The 21,666-nt window shown below is 37.1% G+C and carries 8 protein-coding genes and 1 pseudogene; 2 read left to right on the top strand and 7 right to left on the bottom strand.

From position 1 onward, the window contains the following. From ACFINK_RS02395 to ACFINK_RS02375, 5 genes and pseudogenes are all read right to left on the bottom strand, one after another. Nucleotides 1-1,438 (bottom strand): annotated as a pseudogene (locus ACFINK_RS02395) (Vomp family autotransporter); the annotation flags it as partial. 426 nt (nt 1,439-1,864) lie between these two features. Next, nucleotides 1,865-2,167 (bottom strand): hypothetical protein, encoded by a 303-nt coding sequence (locus ACFINK_RS02390; protein WP_375611461.1) that lies wholly within the window; start codon nt 2,165-2,167, stop codon nt 1,865-1,867. 987 nt (nt 2,168-3,154) lie between these two features. Continuing rightward, nucleotides 3,155-8,245 carry a YadA-like family protein gene (locus tag ACFINK_RS02385; RefSeq protein ID WP_375638177.1) on the bottom strand — a complete coding sequence of 1,697 codons (5,091 nt, stop codon included), beginning with the start codon at nt 8,243-8,245 and terminating at the stop codon, nt 3,155-3,157. A gap of 633 nt (nt 8,246-8,878) precedes the next feature. Next, nucleotides 8,879-15,196 (bottom strand): Vomp family autotransporter, encoded by a 6,318-nt coding sequence (locus ACFINK_RS02380; protein ID WP_375638176.1) that lies wholly within the window; start codon nt 15,194-15,196, stop codon nt 8,879-8,881. A 1,053-nt stretch (nt 15,197-16,249) separates the two neighbouring features. Further along, a complete protein-coding gene (locus tag ACFINK_RS02375; protein ID WP_375612888.1) occupies nt 16,250-16,756 on the bottom strand; it encodes a helix-turn-helix domain-containing protein in 507 nt (168 codons plus the stop codon). A 494-nt stretch (nt 16,757-17,250) separates the two neighbouring features. On the opposite strand from ACFINK_RS02375, the gene ACFINK_RS02370 reads away from it, so the two are divergent. Continuing rightward, on the top strand, nt 17,251-17,697 hold the full coding sequence (locus ACFINK_RS02370; protein WP_375638175.1) for a hypothetical protein: 447 nt from the start codon (nt 17,251-17,253) through the stop codon (nt 17,695-17,697). A gap of 2 nt (nt 17,698-17,699) precedes the next feature. Continuing rightward, on the top strand, nt 17,700-17,969 hold the full coding sequence (locus tag ACFINK_RS02365; protein WP_012754562.1) for a hypothetical protein: 270 nt from the start codon (nt 17,700-17,702) through the stop codon (nt 17,967-17,969). Between the two features lie 319 nt (nt 17,970-18,288). Here the strand turns inward: ACFINK_RS02365 and ACFINK_RS02360 are convergent, their stop codons facing one another. Continuing rightward, nucleotides 18,289-19,500: an MFS transporter gene (locus ACFINK_RS02360; protein ID WP_375638174.1), complete on the bottom strand. Its 1,212-nt coding sequence runs from the start codon at nt 19,498-19,500 to the stop codon at nt 18,289-18,291. Between the two features lie 600 nt (nt 19,501-20,100). Next, nucleotides 20,101-20,748, bottom strand: a complete 648-nt coding sequence (gene tmk, locus ACFINK_RS02355; RefSeq protein WP_375638173.1) for a dTMP kinase — start codon at nt 20,746-20,748, stop codon at nt 20,101-20,103. Between the last annotated feature and the right edge of the window lie 918 nt (nt 20,749-21,666).

The following is a 21,666-nucleotide window of genomic DNA, read 5'->3' as shown; positions in this document are numbered from 1 at the left end:
TACCCTGAATTGTGTAAGTTGGTGCTTTACCATTAGATACATCTGCACCACCACCAAAATATTGTGATGTATTTTGACTTACACTTGCAACGTCCCGATTAACCTGCTCCAACTGCGCAAAATTCACTGCATCATCAGGTTCTTCCCCAGCTGCCACTCCTGTAATCTGCTTATTGCCAGCATCAATACCATCCACAGTTATTTTAGCCCCATCAGCAAACAAAATGCCATCATCACTGATAGAGCTTCTCCCAGCGGTAACTCGTTCCACTGTAATATTATTAGCTAGATCAAATGTTACATTATTGTTTTCCCCACCTTTTGTAATCTTAAGGTTGTCACTTGCAGCCGACAAATCTACAGTATCTTGTACACCAACAGCTTTAGCATTTTTACCTCCAACAGATAGTGTCCAACCTTGGTCTACGTATTTTTGTAATGATTTTAACTGTGCAACATTAACGGCATCAGTGTCGCCACTACCAGCTGCCACTCCTACAATCTGGCGCGTTTTTTTTGATTTAGCATCACCAACACTCACTGCACCTAGCGTACTCGCCCATATCATGTCGTCAGAATCTGAAGGGCCTTTAGTTAAAGAATTATACCCGATAGCGCCAGCAGCAACATCAGCCACAGACTCGCTCCCAAGAGCAACACCCTTATGCTCAGTCGCTCTTGCATCTGAACCAATCGCTATCGAAAGATCTGTTTGAGCTTGAGCACCATAACCTATAGCAATTGCTTTTTGTCCACCTGCAAGTGATTTGTTACCGAATGCAATACTATCAACGCCTTTTGCTTTTGCACGCCCACCAATAGCAATCGTATTGCTTGCTACTGCTTCAGACGCAACCCCTATAGCAATACTTGCTTGTCCACCTGCAAGTGCAGCAATACCAAAAGCTTGTGATCCCCCAAACTTTGCAGTTGCAGCCGCTCCAAATGCTGTTGAATAATGCCCCGTTGCGGAAGATCCACACCCAGTTGCAAAAGAATACACACCATAAGCTTCAGGCAGAACATTTGAAAGACCACCGGTTGCTTTTCCCATATATCCCCCCTTACCGGTCAGACCATCATCAACCCAATTAAGCTGAACCTTCGCCCAGTTAAAAGGACGCTTGCCATTAATCTCTTTATTCATAGAAACTCTTTCATATAGTTCCTCTGCAGTGATTTGGTTATCAGTACCTTGATTGCTTCCACCACGATCAACAACATTAAACACACCACAGTAATCCTTATCGCCAGCTAATACAATACTGCCATGGCTAGCGTATTGATAAGACACGCTAGGACCACTTGTACTTTGAACTTTATCACTTGTTATCGCAAGATTTGCAGCAACCACAGGAGAAACACTCGACAAGAGCGTCGCTATAACTGTTCCCAATGAAACAGCTTTAATCAAATTTGGTGTTGAATATTTTTTCATAATACCCCCTCATAACAATAGATTAAAAACACAAAAAAGGTGTGTTCTAGAGCTTTCTTATTTCCCTTGCGTGTTCCTGCTTTTACAGCGTGTTTTAGGACATAAATAAAATTAAGACGTAAGCTGTTGTTTCTGCAACGCCTTTAGAGGGTAATTAGGGGTAGGTTCGTGAAAGTCAATTTGAGGAAGGTAAAAAAATACTTAATATTAGAATGGATTTCGTTTTTCTATCAAAGGTTGTGTGTCGTTTTTAGCTTTGATCTCTTTGAAAAAGGTATAATTTTTGTGCCTATTGATCATCCGCTTAGGCATCAGTTTATTTTTCGTGAATAAGATTTTTTATTTCATTAGAGGATTTATGAAAGCTTTTTACTAAAATGCCCCATCTATATCCTTACTAATGGTAATGTGTCTCGTTGCTGTATCCTATTTTACAAAAATACTCACTGCTACTTGTTCTTTTATTCCCTTCAGTTGTGAAAAATTCACTGCATCAGTATTGCTAGTTCCTTCTGCAACATTTGTTACTTTTTTACTTGCCGCATTAATATTACCGGTGGTTATTTGCGGGACATCAGTAATTACTAAGCCTGTTGCATCGACTTTTCTTTTCTCTCCTAATGTTATGCTTTTCAATGCTATATCATTAGCCAAACCAAATATGAGCTTATTTTCATCGTCCTTATCTCTTTTAACCCTGAAGTTACTTCCTCCCGATGAAAAATTCATTGTACTATCTAGCACCCATATCTTTAGCTGCCTCACCAGAAATAGACTGTTTCCACTCTTTTTTTCTTACGACTTCTTCTAAATCTTGCAACTGTCTCAGGTTCACCGCATCGGCAGATTTGCTATCAGCTGCTACGCCTATAATTTGTCGCGTTATGTTCTTACTAGGAACACCAATATTTACTGAAACTTTCGTACTTTTCCATTGAGATTAGGTGTTTTTAGCCAGTCCTTGCAGAACAGACGTATCCCCAAAAACGCCAGCAGTCCTACCAGACACAGAGCTGTTCCCGATAGCCCCCCATCAACCATCACTTTAGAATAGGAACCTAAAGCGATACTTCCAACCCCTTTTGCTTTTGAATAGAAGCCCATAGAAATAGCTTCTTGAGCAAATGCTTATGTACGGATGACCAAGAGCAATCGAACCATATTCTAAAGCTTTAGAAACAGCTGCTACTACTGTTGAATAATCACTCTTCGAAAGAGTATAATCATTTTCCCCGTGTTCGCTCTTCTTATTATATTCACTACCTATTGCGATACTGCTTTTCTCTAAAGCGTAAGCCATATTGCCTACAGAAACGCTTCATTCTTTTTCCGTTTGCGCTCCACTACCCTAAAGCAATACTTGTGTTTGGAGTACGTTGCATATCTGTAGATCGTTGCATTATAAAGCATACGTTTAAAACTATACGAAAATAAAAGCTAAAACTGTCTTCTTTTAATAAAGGGTATATTCGTATTTACATTTCTTGAAGCATTTTAATAAATCAAAATAATAGCAATCAATTTTTTAAATCTTTACCATTAAGGTCTTTTATTCTCAAAAAAAGTTGTCATAGGCTTTTTATATTCGGATTTTATATAATTACGGGTGTTTTATACATTTAGAATAGCTTTAGAGAACTCTGGAAGAAAGTAAAAAATTTGCCCTTTTCTTCAATTAAGAAAAAGGCAAATCAATTTTATGGATTTAGTCGTTTATTAGTTGAGTATCACATTAACCCCTGTACTTATACCCCAGTGACCTCCAGAAGTGGTAATTGACAAGTTGGAACCAATATCACCGTTCTCTGAAGTATAACCTGCACCAAAAGCAAAAGCAGATTGACTACGCCATAAACCACTACCAAATGCGATTGTTAATTTTCCAGGAATATCACTATAGCGTAAACCAGCTACTGCTAAACCAACAGCTGCTGCTTGTCTTGCCTCTTTTCGAACATCCTCAACAGCATAACTTAATGTCGAAAACTTCATATCCGTATACGAATTAGCCTCACTAACTCCATCTTTTACAAGATGAGAAACTTGCTCATCCGTATACTTATTGGCATTTTCAAGCACAAAATCCATCTTATCTTTTAATTGACCGCCATTAATCGCTTCTTTCGAATCCTTTTCAATCTTTCCATCGGCTACATTGGCTATTAATACTGGAGAACTTTCATCTCCACCAACTAAGCTAACTTTATTGGTCTTTTTGCCCGTTTTTTTATCTTTATCGTATTGTACAGATCCCTCCGTAACTTTATTTTCAATATCCTTGACCTGATCTGTAATCATTTGCTGAGTTTCCCAAAGCTGTCCTCCATTCACAGCTTCTTTTGAATCTCTGTCTACCTTGCCATCCTCTACATTGATAATCTTACTTGGACTCTTAACACCCTGAGCATCAACATGAGATGCATCATAGCTTCCTTTTTCTTCATTCCAATTCAGACTATTCGAAGAGGTACCTTTTTCAACTTCTTTTATACGATCGTTGATAGTGCTCATGCTGTCATTAACAACATCAAATGCTTCAGAGACATTATTACGCTCCTCTTTATCACCTTTCGTACCATCCTTATTAAAGACCTGAACGGTGAATTTTGGTCCTTGCCAGTTTCCTTCCTTATCATAACCAGCTCCTCCACCAAAATATGAGGCAAATGTCTGTTGAAGAGTATAAATCTGACCACCATTAATCGCATCAGTCGAATCTTCTGATATCTTTCCTTTCGCAAGGAACGTGATCTTGCTGTTTTCCTTTTTACCTTCTTCCTCATGCTGTGCTACAAACGCACCTGCATCATCACTCCACAACAACGCATTTTGCTCAATGTTGTCTGAAATCTCATTATGAAGATTCTTGAAAACCTTATTTACACCGGCAAACGCGGCTGCAATGCTATCATAATCCTCCTCTACAAAGCTTCCATCTTCTTGGAAAGTCATTATCTTGAAACCTGGAAGGACCCAGCCATCACCATCATACTTAGCATCACCACCAAAATACTTTGCTAGCGACTGATTCAGATCATAAATCTGTCCACCATTAACCGCATCACTCGAGCCTGATACTATAGAGCCAGCCGCAAGTGATGTGATCTTGCTTGCTTTTCTGTCATCACCTTTCCCATGCAGAGCGACAAAAGCTTTGTCACCATCGCTCCAAGATAAAGAATCTTGTGCAACTCCCTCTGAGACCTCCTTAATGCGAGCGTTCACATTCTTGATATTCTCATCAAGCCCTTTAAAGGCAGAACCAACATCGGTATGCGGTTTATCTGTTACTTCACCACCTTTATCAATACTAGATAAATTATAAGTTGGCCCTTTAAAAGCACCATCCTTAAATTCAGCATCTCCACCCAACAATTTTGCTATATCCATTGAAAGAATGTGAACTTGTCCTCCATTGATAACATCCGTTGAGTTTTCCGCAATCGATCCGGCGGCTACATTATGGAGCGCAACAGGTGTAGCATCCTTCCCTTTCCCAAAAGTTACATTTGTATAATCAGTTTGATTATCTGTTGTTTTATCGTAAAGAACAACAGAAGAACTATCCGACAGAAGGGTATCAGAAAGATCCTTCAAACCTTTATCAAATTGTTCTTTGTTCACAGCTTCATTGGCTTTTTCTGCTGCCTTTACACCAGAAAGAGTTCGATCCTTACCACCCTTGTTTGCGATATTGATTTCACTACCTTCTACTCCTTTACCAATGTTGATAACATCTTCATTTTTCGTAACAAGCAAATTACTGATTACATCGCTGATCGCAGTTTGAACCTTTGTGAAAAGTTTACCCACACCTGAAAATGCATCTGATACATTCTTATAGCTTGATTCAGCTTCAGTGCCATCATCATTGATAATTTTGAGCTTAAAATCAGGAACTTTCAATTCCCCATCCTTATATTCAGCGTCATCAGAAAAATATTTTGCAACCTTATCGCCCAGTGAATAAAGTTGAGAACCATTTACGGCATCCATCGATTCTTTCGTAATATCTCCTACAGCAAGCGATGTGATTTTACTTGCCTTTCTGTCATCACCTTCCCCATGCTGGGCAACAAAAGCTTTGTCAGCATCGCTCCAAGATAAAGAATCTTGTGCAACTCCTTCTGAGACTTCCTTAATGCGAGCATTCACATTCTTGATATTGTCATCAAGTCCTTTAAAGGCAGAACCAACATCGGTATGCGGTTTATCTGTTACAACACCTTTTTCATCAATATTCGATAATTTATACCCTGGTACTTTAAAGTTTTTTCCATCAAAGGATACATCTCCTCCTAAAATTTTTGATAAATCCCCAGTGATTGTATGAAGCTGACCACCATTAACGGCATCTGTCGAATTTGAGCTAAGATCTCCACCCGCAAGACCTGTTATTTTTTTACCTGCAGCATCAATACCATCCGCTATTACTTTGGGGCCATTTTCAATCGTTAAGCCCGTTTTATCTAAAGTGATGTCTTTTAATTTTACACTGTTCAATGTGACATCTTGTGCCAAATCAAATATTATTTTTTTGTCTTTACTGTCTGTTGTATCACTATTTTTAATCTCAAAGTTTTTGCTTCCAGAAACCAAATTTAATATATCACCCGGCTGAAAGTTTGAAACAGCCTTATCATTAAGAGAAAGTGTCCACCCTTGTGCTACAAATTCCCTTAATTTTTTCAGCTGCGCAATGTTGACGGCATCAGTGTCTGCATAACCCGCTGCCACACCTGTAAGCTGTCGTGTTATCTTATTCGGAGTATCACCAATACTAAAAGCTCCTTGAGTGCTCTTCCATATCACACCATCATCCGTTGACTGGCTCCCTATGGAAGGATCATAGCCAACTGTGGACACTGAGTTACGAGAAACAGATTTATAACCCACAGCAACACCACCCTCAGGAAGTACTTGTACATTTGAACCTAATGCCATACTATTTTTAGCTGTTGCAGCTGAAAGTCCACCTAATGCAATACTATTTTCACCAGATGCATTTGCAAAACCACCTAATGCGATACTATTTTCACCAGATACATTTGCAGAACCACCTAATGCAATACCATTATCGGCAGTTGCACTTGAAAGCTTACCTATAGCAATACTTTCTTGCCCACCTTTTCCCTCACTGGCAGCAATTGTAATGCTCTCCGTTTCGGCATGCCATTTAAAAACACTATCATCGGCAGCTTTTTTAATCTCATTGTGAAGATTTACATAAGACTTACCCACACCTTCAAAGGCTTTGGCTACATTTGGAAAACTTTCTTCTTCAATCTCATTCGTCTCAGGATTTAAAGTTTTAATTTTGAACTCTGGATTATCCCATTGACCATTCGTAAATTTAACACCACCGCCTAAATATCCAGCTATATGGGTAGCTACAACATTCAACTGACTACCATTTACCGCCTCTTGTGAATCTGCACTAAGATCACCAGATGTAACACCCGTTACCTTTTTATTTCCAGCATCAATACCACCGGTGGTTATTTTCGGACCATCAGTAATTACTAAGCCCGTAGCATCGAAGGTATTTTTACCTGCCTTTACGCTCTCCAGTGCAATGTCTTGAGCCAGATCAAACTTTACTTTATTGTCCTCTTTGCCCTTTGTAATATTTAGGTTGCTACTTCCAGCGGAAAAATCTACCGCGCTATCCATAAGAACAGTTGTAGCATTTTTATCTCCAACAGAGAATTTCCAACCGTTTTGTCTTACAACTTGTTCTAAGTCCTGCAACTGTCTAAGGTTCACTGCATCGGTAACATTAGAACCAGCTGCTACGCCTGTAATTTGTCTGGTTATACCCTTACTATAATCACCAACACTAACTGAGCCCCGCGTACTTTTCCATTGCGCCTCAACGTTTGTTGCAGGCCCCTGCAACAAAGAAGTGTAGCCAAGCTCACCAGCAGCCCTATCGGATATAGAATCGCTTCCTAGAGCAACACCTGCCGCAACCGTCACATTAGAGCTAGCGCCTATAGCAATTCCCTGCAGCGCCTGCTCCTGTGCATATGCATTGTACCCCATAGCAATCGCTTCATTTGCATAACTATGTGCTTTACTACCGAAGGCTATTGAAAAATCACCTAATGAAACTGTTCTCTCTTTTTCATCATAACTATCGGTTAGAGAAGAGCCGATTGCAATGCTATTTTTAGTATCTCTACTCCTACCGGCTAAAGCAGTTAAGCCGATTGCAATCCCTTGGTCAGCCTTCGTCTGCGCTACCTGCCCGTAAACAATAGCATCATGAGCTTCTCCCTGAGCTCGTTCACCATGGACAAGAGGATTACCCAAATTCCCATCCCTAGTCATTTGACCGCCCGTTACAACTCTTGGAGTTAAAGCTGCTCTTGTTATTTTTTTACTTCCAGCATTCATATCAATTGAACGTATTGAATCGCTGGCTTCTGCCAAAACATTCACTATAGGACTATAATCGCTCACACCAGTAAGAGTTTTGGTTAAAAAATTTGCATAGTCATCAGCAGCACTTACCTTGGATGTCAAAGAAACATTCAGCGCTGTTAAATAATTTTCCTGTGATGCACTAGAAGAATCCAAATCACTGTTATAGCTATCATAAACAGAGACAATACTTTGTGGATATATCTCAGCAGTGTTCCTTATGTTTGCAGAAATCTCTTCTCCTGAATCAAGATCATTCGAAAAAACAGGGGAAATACTGGCTAAAAGTGCAGCTATTGAAGTCAAGGATAGGACTTTAATAAAAGGAAAACGGGAAAATTTTAAATTGCTCCCTGCTAATTTTGTATATAATTTTTTCATAATGAACTCCCCAATGAAAGAAATAACTATAAACACAAAAAAGACACATTTAAACGCTATAAAGTTTCCTAAATTTGGTTTTTCTAAACGTATTCAAAAATTTAGTACCGGACTGCAAAGAGAGAGAAGTTGTGTTTTTAGCTTTTATGGTTAATGTGTTTTGCTCTTTTACATTTCCTAAGAAAGTAAATTTCTTTGTGGTGATTAGTTTTTTTAACTTTTAAACTTATTGTTTGTTTTTTGCAAGGGGTAGAGTTGATTTAGTGGATTGTTTTATAACTTCTTCCAGTAAAGTTGAAATACATTTGAATGTGTACTTTTATCTTAGTAGAAAGCTTTTTAATAGATTTGTAGAGAGCAAAAGGTTTTTTTCTATCTGTAGAGTGCTACAGATTTTTCAGATTTAAAAATTAAAGAAAAAATAATGAACTTATAATTTATGGAAAAACTTATTATCTTATTTTGAAATAAGAAGTTCATTTTTTTGAAAGCGTCCGGTTTTTCTGTTTTTTAAACCTGTATTTATCGTTAGCGCTTATCAATTTATATATATTTTTTTACATACGTAACAACAATTCACCCCTGCCTCATGAGACAGGGGTGAAAAGGAATTTTTATGTATTTTGTTTATTATCAATTCAATGTCATATTGAATCCCGCACCTACACCCCAGTGACCTCCAGAAGTTGTTGCGGATATGTTAGAGCGGTATTTTCCATTTTCTGAGGTGTAACCTGCACCAAAGGCAAATGCAGACTGACTACGCCATAAACCAGTACCAAATCCAACGCTTAATTTTCCAGGTGTATCATTGTAGCGTAAGTTAGACACTGCAAGACCAATAGCTGCTGCTTGTCTTGCCTCTTTTTTCACACTCTCAATACTATAGTTTAAAACATCAAACTTCATATCTGTATATTGCTTAGCCCGATCAACAGCATCATCAATCGCATCAATCACAATATTATTAACCCGTTGATCTGTATACTGCTTGGATTCATCAAGAATAATCTTCATCTGTTCTTTAGTATAATCATGAAGTTGACCACCATTTACAGCCTCTTTCGAGCCTTTTTCAATTTTACCATCAGCTACATTATCAATCAGAACAGGTTCACTGGCATCCCCCCCCGCTAATGTGATTTTATTGGTTTTTTTGCCGTTTTCATCTCTATCATAACGAACAGCATCCTCTTCAATGCCGTCAACTCTATTATTGATGTTATCAACTTTGGCATCAATATTGATAACTGTATCACCAATATCAGCAATCGTATTGGAAATGGTATCAACTCTGTTGGTAAGATGCTTCACATCTTTTTCGACACCAGTGACACGTTCATTGGTTTCCCAAAGTTGCCCACCATTGACGGCATCTTTCGAGCCTTTTTCAACTTTACCATCAGCTACATTGATAATTTTATTCGGCTTTCCATCGCGACCAGCATCATAGGCTTTTTCTTTATCATTCCACTTTAAAGCATCTGAATCGACCTTGTTGATGACATCATCAATACGGTTATTAATATTTGACATATTTTTATTGACGTCACCAAAAGCATCAGCGACATTATGATGCTCTGTCTCAACAGTCGTACCATCAGCATTGACTTGAACAATCTTAAAAGTAGGATCTGTCCATTTGCCATTCTCATATTTGGCACCGCCACCGAAATAATTTGCAAGTTGGTTATTCATGGAATAAAGTTGGTTGCCCGTAATGGCATCTGTTGAACCTTGAGCAATCTCACCATCTAAAAGATACTTCAATTTGCTGTTTGTTTTCTTACCATCTTTTTCATGACGTGCCACAAATGCTTCTTCCTCATCATCCCACAGTAAAGCATCTTTAGAGAAATCTTCAATTTTCTGGTTAAACTCATTGGATACATTCGTTAAGCGTTGATTCACATCTTGAACATTTTTATCAAGACCTGTTAAAGCATCACCAACATTGTAAAAATTAGCCTTCCCTACTTCACCACCTACAATAGCGGATAAAGTATATTTCAGCCCTTCAAAAGCACCGTTAATGAACTTTGCACCACCACCAAAAAACTTTGCAATATCTGCTGATATTTTATTAATCTGACTACCATTGATTGCATCGTTGGAATTTTCAGAAATGCTACCATCTTTTACGTTATGAAGAGCAACTGGTCCGTTGTTCTTATCGCCGCCCAAAGTTACACTACCATAATTAACACTATTATCGTCATTCTTATCATAGAGAACCGCAGCAGCAGTTACTGTCTCAATATCTTTAGAAATCTTATCTATGCTTTTATCAAGTTGGTCTTTGTTAACAGCTTCATCACCATTTTCTGCCTCCCGCACGCCAGAAATTTTACGTCCTGAACCACCAACACCTGCAATATTGATCTCAGTACCAGCGGTATCCTTACCAATAGTAATAATACCTGATGCACCTCCATCTTGCTTAACAAGACTATTTTTTACCACATCGGAAATCTTATTATCAATATTTGTGATAGAAGTATTAACACCTGTAAACGCTTCCGTAACATTATGATAGGTCTTCCCCTGAATAAGGAAAGCTGGTTCTACACCATTCAGTACATCTGTACTACCCCCAAAATATTTCGATGTATTTTGAGCGACTGTTTTAAGATTATCAGTAACAGTTGTAACCTTCTCATTCGTAGCAAAAAGTTGTGAACCATTTACTGCTTCAGTAGATGTTCGAGAAAGTTCTCCATCTTTTACACCGGAAAGTGTTCTTTCTTGCTTATCTTTATTTACAAGGCTGATTTCAGTACCACCGGTTGCTTTACCCACAGTAATAAGACCATCTTCTCCCTCCTGCTTTACAAGGCTATTTTCTGTTACATTGTTAATCTGATTATAGATATCCGTAATAGAACTATCGACACCTTCAAAAGCATCAGCAACATTCGTATACCTATTCTCAACAATATTACCATCAGGATCGTTACGAGAAACTTTGAATACAGGCCCCGTCCATTCTCCATTCTCATATTTAGCACCACCGCCAAAATAATTCGCAATCTTATCGCCCATCTTATAAAGTTGAGAACCATTTATTGCATCTGTTGAATCTCCTGAAATATCGCCATCCGCAAGGAACTTAATCTTACTATCTGTCTTCTGTCCATCTTTTTCATGAAGTGCAACAAATGCACTCTCAGAACTGCTCCACAATAAAGCATCTTTAGAGAGACCCTGAATTTCCTCAGTAAAATTATTGACTACATGTGTTAAACGACTATTCACATTTTTGACATTCGCATCAAGCCCAGTCAAAGCATCACCAACATTTTCAAAGGTTTTCTGTTCTACCTTACCATCTGCAGAAACGGTAGATAAATTATACTGTGGTCCAACAAACACACCATTTTCAAATGAAGTACCACCACCAAAGAATTTTGCAATATCTCCAGAGATTGTATTAATTTGACTACCATTTACAGCTTCCATAGAGTCTTTGGAAATTTCACCATTTTTTACACCTGCAATGGTTCGCTCTCCCTCAGTACCTGTAATATCAATTTTCGTACCGCCTTTTTCAGCACCAATAGTGATAAGCTTCTGATCTTCTTTCCATTTAACAAGACTATTTTCTGTTACATTATTAATCTGACTATAAATATCTGTGATAGAAGTATCAACAGCAGCGAAAGCATCCGTTACATTGTCGTGTTTTGTATTCTGAACCATAAAAGTTGGTTTGATACCATTAAGTATATCTGTCTCCTTACCACCAAAAAAATCCACTATATTAGTAATATAACTAAACAGCTGATGGCCATTTATTGCTTCTGTTGAATCGGAACTGACTTTTCCAACTGCAACGCCAGAAATAATTCGATCCTTGCCTTCAGAGTTCGCAATATTGATTTCGATACCTTCTTTTTCAGCACCAATGGTAATATTTTTTTTACTTTTACTCCATTTAACAAGACTATTGTCTTCTATCTCAAACTTCATTTTATATAATTGTGAAAGATTAACAGCATCATGCTCATTGCTACCATCTGCGACTCCTGTAATTTTTGTATTGGCGGCATGAATACCACCCTTGGTCATTCTTGGGCCATCTTTGATCATGAAACCGGCATTACTCATTCTGCTGTCCCCTGTTTCTACACGACCAACTTTAATATATTCGCTTAAATCAAACTTTACTTCATTGTTATCACCTTTGGTAATTTTTATATTTGTGTTCTCACTCTCATTATTATCATCGTCTTTATGCTTAACTGCAACAAACTTTACTGTACTTCCTGCTTCAACATCTGTAGCTTCTCCGTCTTCAACAGAAAGCTTCCAACCCGTTTCCATCCCCGCTGTAAAGTCTTTCAGCTGTTTATAATTTACTGCATCAGTATCATCAGTACCAGCTTTCACTTTTGTAATCTTTTTGCCACCAGCATCAATACCTTTCATAGTTATGCTTGGACCACCATCAACAAACTTAAAGCCATCGTTGCTCATAATGCTGTTGCCTGTCGTGACACTCGTGAGCTTAAGAGTATCATTCAAAGAAAATGTAACTTTATTACTGTCTTTTGCAATCTTTATATTTTTGCTTCCGTCCTCACCCGCATCCGCAACAAAATCTACTGTACTCCCAGCTTTAACATCTGTAGCATTGTTACCATCAACAGAAAGTTTCCAGCCATTTTCTGCAAGTGTCCTTACCTCTTTCAGCTGTTCATAATTTACAGCATCAGTATTGCCTTCTGCCTTAGCTACTCCTGTAATTTTTTTATCACCAGCATTAATACCATTCAAAGTTATGCTTGGTCCATTACCATCAATAAACTTAAAGCCCTCATCACTCATAATGCTGTTGCCTGTCGTGACACTCGTAAGCTTAAGGTTATCATTCAAAGAAAATGTAACTTTATTACTGTCTTTTGCAATCTTTATATTTTTGCTTCCGTCCTCACCCGCATCCGCAACAAGATCTACTGTACTCCCAGCTTTAACATCTGTAGCATTGTTCCCATCAACAGAAAGTTTCCAGCCTGCTTCAGCAAGTGTTCTTACCTCCGTCAACTGCTTATAATTTACAGCATCAGTATCTTCTTCCCCTGCCGCTACCCCTTTAATCGTTTTATTACCAGCATGAATGCCATTAACAGTTATGCTCGGCCCCTCATCACCGTCAAATCTAAAGCCAGCAGCATCCATAATGCTGTCTCCTGCTGTGACAGTCATTACCTGAATATCATCAGCTAGATCAAATGTGACATTGTGATCATTATCTTTTTCGATCTTGATATTTTTTGTACCTTTATTGTCAACTGACTGAAAATTTACTGTACCATTTGGACCAATAGCCGTAGCATTTCCACCGTTAACAGCAAGCTGCCAACTCGTTTTGTTCGCGTTTTTCACCTCTTGCAACTGTTTATAATTCACTGCATCGTTAGGTTCAGACCCATCTGCTACGTTTGTGATCTTTTGCTTGGCTGCATCAATACCATCAATAGTCATGCTTGGACCATCATTACCATTAATAAAAAAGCCGTCTACAGTCATGCGTGAACCGCTTTCACCGTTAACAAAAAAGCCATCATCACTCATCGTGCTTTGGCCTGTGGTGACTTGCGTCAATTTAAGATGATCATTTAAAGTAAATTCAATTTTATGCTTATTATCTGCAGTGTTTTTTGCAATCTTTAAGTTGTCTTTTCCCGCTTCTTTTTCACTTTTCACTGAAAAATCTACAGTATTGCCTGAATTCACATCTGTCGGATCGGTATCGTTAGCAGAAAGTTTCCACCCCCCTCCCCCTGCTATGATATCTTTCATAGCTTTTAGTTGCGCCACGTTTACCGCATCAGTATCTTCACTTCCAGCTGCAACCCCTGTAATTTGTCGTGTTAACGTACCATTACCACGACCGCCAACTTCACCAACGCTAAAAGCGCCTGTGGTGCTCTTCCATGCTATACTGGTTTTTGTTGTCCCTTTACCTGTTGCAGGATCATAACCAGCAACCCCCTTCTCTCTATCAGAGATAGCCCCACCACCTACAGCAACACCATCTCTAACAAGCACTTGCGAATTTACACCAATGGCAACCGAATCTTCCTTTTCAGCATAAGCTTGCGTACCTATAGCAATCGCATTTTCAGCATTCGCGATTACTTTTCTGTTAGGATCATTTTCTTCGGTTCTGTCAGAGCGCCTGCCCCCTATTGCAATAGCACCTGAAGCTTTAGCTTCAGCATCTGTACCTATAGCAATCGTATAACTCTTTTCTGCCTTTACCTTTGTACCTAAAGCAATGCTATTTGTACCTAATGCAGTTGCAAGCCCTCCAATAGAAACTGAAGATTTGCCCGATGCTTCTGAGCCTACACCCATAGCAACACTTGCTATACCACTTGCAAGTGCGGAAACACCAAAAGCTTGTGCACCCCCTGCCTTTGCTGTCGCACCTGCACCAAATACGGTTGAATAATTACCCGTCGCTGCAGATCCACAACCCGTTGCAAAAGAATAAACACCGTAAGCCTCAGGCATAGCATTAATGATACCACTAGTGTTTGTTCCCATATAAGTAGCATTGTTGGTTAGAATCCCAGCGCCTTGCCAAGTAACCTTTTCAGTGGTCGTGCCATAAGGTTTACGACCATTAAAAACTTTCTCACCAATAAATCGCTCATATTGTTCTTGTGCGGTTATTCGTTGATTATCGGAAATTCCCTGCTGTTGTTTGCCGCCACGACCAATAACATTGTCTGCACCACAGTAGTCATCATCACCAGCAAAAACAACACTCCCATGACTACCGTGTGGATATACAACACCAGTACCAGGTGTACTTTGACTCGTCCCTCCTACTATCGCAAGATTAGCAGCAAAAACAGGAGAAACACTCGATAAGAGTGTGGCCATTACCGTACTAAGAGAGACAACTTTAATTAAATTTGGTGTGGAATATTTTTTTTTCATAAGAATCTCCTCCTACAGAGTTCAACATCATCACAACGCGCGAAAACACACATGGCAAAACCCTTAGTTTGCGCACTTCAAAAACCAATAAATCAAGACAAAACTCCCCCCTACGATACCGATACTTATCCGGCATCGACCTAAAATCTCTGCAACAACATCGAATCTAGAAAAGTCCCCAACCCTTTTAGCTAGAGGGATTCAAGCTAAAAAATAAATAAAAACACAAAACTTTGAAAATATACTGTTATCTCCATTCAAAAATACTGCGATTTATCTCTTAACAAAAATAGTTTCACTAAAGAGCAATTCTACTTTTCAAATAAAGCGCATCAGAAGAATGGCAAGAGTGTAAAAATTATTTTTTATAAATTTATAAAAATACTTCTCAATAAATTAGCTGTTCTTATAAGCACAAATTTATGATTTTTTAACTTATAGCATAATGTAATAATGACGATTATCATGATAATCTCACTTTTTGTTGCGAGGTAAACTGTTTCAATATATTATACATCTCTTTGAAAGAAATCTGTCTTAAATATAATGATGCACGCTCTGTAAAAAGTTTTAACGTGCTCATCTTATCATCTTCATAAAAAGACAAAAGCGCGCCTATAAATAGTCTTTCGTTCTTCTCTCTTATATATCTGTTACCCTTCTATAGGAACAAAACATCGTCATTGTATTTTCACTATTGTATAAATTTTTTAATATCACAAACCGAAAAGAAGCTGTTTTCTAAACTCTTTCCTCTCACAGAACCCACTGTATTTTCACTGTTGTCCGTATCTTTTCTTCAACCAACAAATATTTCAGGAATGGCACTATATTAGCTTCTTTTTGAAGAAATTTTGTTTGTATTGCTACCCGTCGTTCTTTTTATCTGTATTAGAGCAATGCATTGATTTATAATGATAATTTATTATTATTCAGGTTGAATAAAAGACTCAAAAATTGTGAGATCTTCACATTCCAAACTTGGTTATACAGCAGAAAATCAAAAAAGTTTTATTTTTTTTAAAGGCTGTTCATTCGTATCTTATGAAATTTCTAGATGTGCTTTTCAGTTTCGATTTTACGCTTTAAATGTAATTTTAAAAGTGGCAAAGTGGCTTCGACTTCTTCTATATCATTGAGGTTTTGAATAAGCTCTTGCAATCTTCCATAAAGCTCTGCTGCTAATTCCGCAACATCTTCAGGAGAAAGTGTTATTTTTGCATCATGATAGGTCGTATAAACTAAATGTCCCAGCTTTTTCATCAGCCCAGTAGGAATCGCCTGCGGTTTAAAACCAGCTGCTTTCGCCTTTGCCATATCTGAAAACATCTCGCCATTTCCCGTTACTAGCCAATCTAATGAAACACCACAAATTTCTTGATATTTGGAGAGCGCAGAGGCTGTAGGCTCACTTATACCAGTTTCATAAGTTCCTATAGAGCCAGCAGTGATACCAAGATGTTCAGCAAACTGCTTACGCTCTGTAAAACCAAGAGCGTGACGCACTTTACGAAAACGTTTTGCCAACTCAGTTTTAGGTTTTGCTTCCGGACGAGCCAAAAAAAACACTCCAAAATCAATATAATTGTTGACTAAATAATTATATTGATTTATATCTATCATTACTGCCCCTTAAGAAGAGCAGTTATCACATACATAACCCCACAAAAACGGATGTTACAGCATCCATTTAAGCAGGAGCGAAAATTATGACAATTACAAAAAATGCAATCGCCGTGGTATTTTTCTGAGCTGCGCCCCTGTAATATAACCTTGGAAAAACTCAAGCCTATCAGAGGCTATTTTCCAGAGTCAAAAACATTTGGACACAGGCCAATGAAAAAACTAAATGCGCCACTGCCAACTCTATCAGTTTGCATGCCAAGCCAATTCTTGCCAACTGCTTTCTCAAAAGTTGCAGTCATATTCTTTCAAAAGCAAAAAGCCTAATACGATTCTCTTCATTTCATGCTGTGTAATATACCACTGAAATCTTATTACAAAAATATGCTAATGTATTTCCCATAGGTTTTTATAAGGTAAAAAGTTTATCAATGTCTAAAAATCAATATAAAATAGGCGAAATAATTGGTATTCTACAAAAAATGAGATTATCACTCGTTATTAAAAAGTTAGACGTTTACAAACCCTGTTTGCTTATTTTATATATTAATAGCACTGATTTAGCTGTAACTGGCAATAGAGATTTCAGGGTGTTTGGTTTATCGTCAGAATACTCTTCCTCTACGCATATTAAAAGCCTTTTGGCAATGTATTTTAAATGCTATAAATTCTATAGCAAACACATTGCCATCCATATTTACAATTGGGCGCTTCAAAATCTTGGAGTAATAAAATCTTTAATAGGCTTTGATTTAAAAGCGCGTATTTTGCAGAAAATTGACAAAACCATGAGGTTCGTATACATGGCAATTTTAAGTGATGATAGTGGAGTGATACTTAAAAAAGCTGCATGGAAACCCGCAACGTTGAGGAATTAAGCATGACCTCTTTATGCGATAAAGAATTATCTGATACACTGGTTGGTCTTTATGACGACTATCAACGCGGTTTCGACATTGGAGAAGAGCTTAAACTGTGCGTGGATTTGGCGTTATCTCTTGAATTGGAACTCAGTATTCACCGTTTAAGTGAAACAGATGCTGTTTTAAAAAAAGAGATTGTGCAAACCTTGCATCGTCGTAGAAATACTCATTCCAATGAAGATGAAATTGATACAATTTTTCATATGGATTTTGAAAAACAAAAATAATACAATACTCTCCCCATATGATACGATATTACCTCATCGCTTTACTTTCTGCTACGCTTAGACAAAAAACTTTCAAGAAGATTTAAAGTGTTACGTTTTCGTCTTCTTAACAACAGTGAGATGAATTAAAGAAACGCATCAATTCTTTTAGATCATTATCAAAAAATAGAGAGTATTCTCTAGCATACATCAATTTATGCTTTGTTCATTAAGCACCAACTTTTACATTTTCTCAACTCTCCTTTAAAAGCAAAATGTGAAATGTACTGCAGCGTAAATATTTATAAAATAGCGTATGTTGTCCACACTTAAATGTAATTTATTGTTTTTCATGTTTATAAAACAGCACTATGAGTATTCCAACAAACGCAACAATGCTTTGAAAAAAATATATCGATTGAGGTGATATGTTACTGTTATCGCTTGCCATGATGAGATAGACTCCGAGGATCAAGCATCCAGAGATACCATTAAAACTTGCCTGCAATCTTCCTTGGTATTCAGGATCACAAGAGAGTTGTGATAAAGAAATCGAAAGAGCCCAACTCGAAAGTCCAAATCCAATCATAAAGTAAACAGGAAAAACAACAAAATTGTGTGTATTAACAGATAAAATAGCGAGGCCAATAGCCATAAAAGCTAATAAAATGGCTAATGTTTTCCTGATAGATAAAACTTTACAAAGAAGTGGTGAAAAAAACGCACCTGTCAATACACCCATAGAATAAAGCACCTCAAATATTGCAAAGGTCCTGTTATCCGCATGTAAAACCTCTTGTATATAAGGAACGAGAATAACAGGAATGGTCATCAAAAGAGTCATAATAATCATCTGGCTTATATAAGGTACAAAAAGAGCCGGATTCTGTTTAAAATAATGAAGAGATGCTGTATAATTTTCCCACCAATTTTGCTGGTTTTGTTTTTTAGATCTTCGGTTTTTAGGTACCTTCATTGCAAAATTAAATAAACCAGCAATGATAAAGAATATACCACCTATTAGAAGAGTTCCTTTTGTTCCTGCATAGGACAGTATAAATCCACTTAAGCCCATACCTACGATAGTGCCAAGTTCATAAACCATATCGATGGTTGCATTTGCATTGATGAGCTGTTCCTTCAGCACAATACTTTGAATTAAAGAAATAGCTGATGGCATATAAAAAGGAATAAAAATACCCAAAAGAGCAGATAAGACCATCAATTCAATTTCTATACCAAAATGCCAAAGCATTACCCAGCCCACGATTACCAAACCTCTCACAAGATTTGAAATAATAATCTGCGTTTTACGGTTATATTTATCTGCCAATATGCCAAAAATAGGCGCAAAAATAATGCCAGGCGTCCAAAGAAAAAGCATCATCAACGCTACACCACGGATTGAGCCCGTCTGATTGTAAGCAATCCATGACAATGTAATATAATTTAGTCCACTTCCAAATGTAGCAAATAAGCCGCTCAAAGTAAAATAGAGAAAAGTTCTATTTTCAAATAAAGCAATGCGTTCCTTCAAATTTGAAGTGAACATAAATTATCCTCTAAAATGAATACCAGTCGATATGCATGATACATCCTGTTTAAAAACAGGCATTCTTACAATTTTTATTTTAGATCATTAAATTTAAGAAAGCAAAATTTCTTTTTTGAGGCTTTTACAATCTTTGTGCTGTTTTATGATTAATTCTTCTATGAAAACGGAACATTTATGGACAAAAACAAAATTAATATTTTATGTGCGTTTTATTCAGAAGCTACACCTTTATACATCTGTGAAACAATTTTACGGTATGGAAGCTTCACTCACATTATTGTCCTTATTATTCTGTGCACTAAAATATGCTCGAGTATATTCCTCCATGTCGTTCTTCTATCACCACACTTCGTCTCTAAAAGAATAAACATACTATTATCCTCACAATAAATATTGCTAATTTTTCTACTCCCCTTCTCTAAATCTTTTAAAACAAGCCCATTACAGTTAGTTTTCTAATTAAAATATATAACGTGATATTTTTCCTGAGCAGTTAAATTATTGCAATCACATCTCTAAAGTTTCAGATTTAGAGTAAGAATACATAAAGGAGGATTTATCGTGGATAAATTGATTAATAAATGATTTTATTCATAATCAAAAAAACTTATCTATATGATGTCGTATTTGATGATGAATTAAAGAAACAGGAGTAGTTCCATCAATTGTTATAAACCGCTCATCTATTTCCGATAAAACTTTGTATACTTTGTAAATTTTTTCAATAAAAGAGAGTTTTTCTTCATATTTTAAGTTTAAACTATCCCTTTTCTGCAACCGTTCCAGTATAGTAATGGGCGGTAAATGAAGATAAAATGTAATATGAGGTCTTGGAATAGATTGATTTAATTTAACGACACTTTCAACAGAAAGCTCTCGAGCATAAAAATAAGCAAGACTAGAATAAACATATCGATCGCTAATTAATAAATTTTGCGATGACGTTAAGGAAGGTTCAATAATTTCAAGCGTATATTTGCGTCTATCTGTCGCTGATAAGAGTGCTAAAAGCAACGGATCAATTGCTTTTCCATTATCTAAGTAATCTCTAATTTCTGGATTATTTCTATACCAATAACTGGGTTGAAAAGTTTGTATTATATGTTTTTCTGTTGAGTAATGGCGTGCAATTTCTTTTGTTTGTGTTGTCTTACCACTCCCATCAAACCCGCATAAGACAATAAAAGAACCAGAAAATTTCTTTGAAGACCACATGGAGTTATAAACTTTTTTATCAAGATACATTTTGTCTATATACTTTCCATAAGTTAAATTGTTTTATATCTGAAATCTCTTAATGTTTAATAAGGTGTTTTTTAACTCGTCTCTAAACAGAAAAACACAATACTCCCGCATTTTGTATAACTTATTAACTTTATGATAAATGGCGGTATATAGACTTAGTTTTAAGATAATGTTATATTTTAGACAACTTAAAATGAGATTAAGTATTTGTAAAAAATATATTTTTTTGTTCACACTCCATAACCTGTCATTTTTTGACGAATTCTAGTAGAGTTTCTGAGGATTACTCCTATAGCGTCGTGTAAGTGTATAGAAATGAGTTCGATCTCAGTATATTATTGTCCCTTAAGAGCTGCTACTAGATTGCGCTCCATAGGAAGATAATGAAATCAACTCTATCTTTTCTCAAACCACTGCCCTCGCTATAAGCATTTGATATCCGATCCCGTCAAAAAGCAGCAGAGCAATTCTTGGAAAACATCGCTGAGATATTGAAATATGCCTAGCAAAAGCGTTTGAATCAAATGTTTCACTATATTTTTCGGTATATTCATAAACTGAAACTAAGAATATTATAATAAGACCTCAAACAACGACGACGCCCAAATCAGCCGTAATAAAGCCTCCTAAAACTGAACCAATAATACCTTCTCCCTATAAAAAGACTACTATGTAAAGGCTTTAATACAATACCTTAGCGCTAATGCCATAAATGTTTCTGATAGATAACGAAGTTTATTGTCACAACAACATCTAACAACGGTCAATAGAAAAACCTAAACCTTGAGTATAAATGGAGGAAATCTTAAGAGTGCAAACACAGCCCTCCCAAGAACATAGCTATACTGGTCATTTAGCGAAGAAACTCCTCATTGGAAAAGCAACTCACAAGAGATACAGTAAAAATACCAACCGCCT

This window comes from Bartonella sp. AA16NXGY (assembly GCF_042197325.1).
GTDB lineage: Bacteria > Pseudomonadota > Alphaproteobacteria > Rhizobiales > Rhizobiaceae > Bartonella.
The sequence above is the reverse complement of the archived record's forward strand: the minus strand, read 5'-3'. Positions and strand labels throughout refer to the sequence as shown.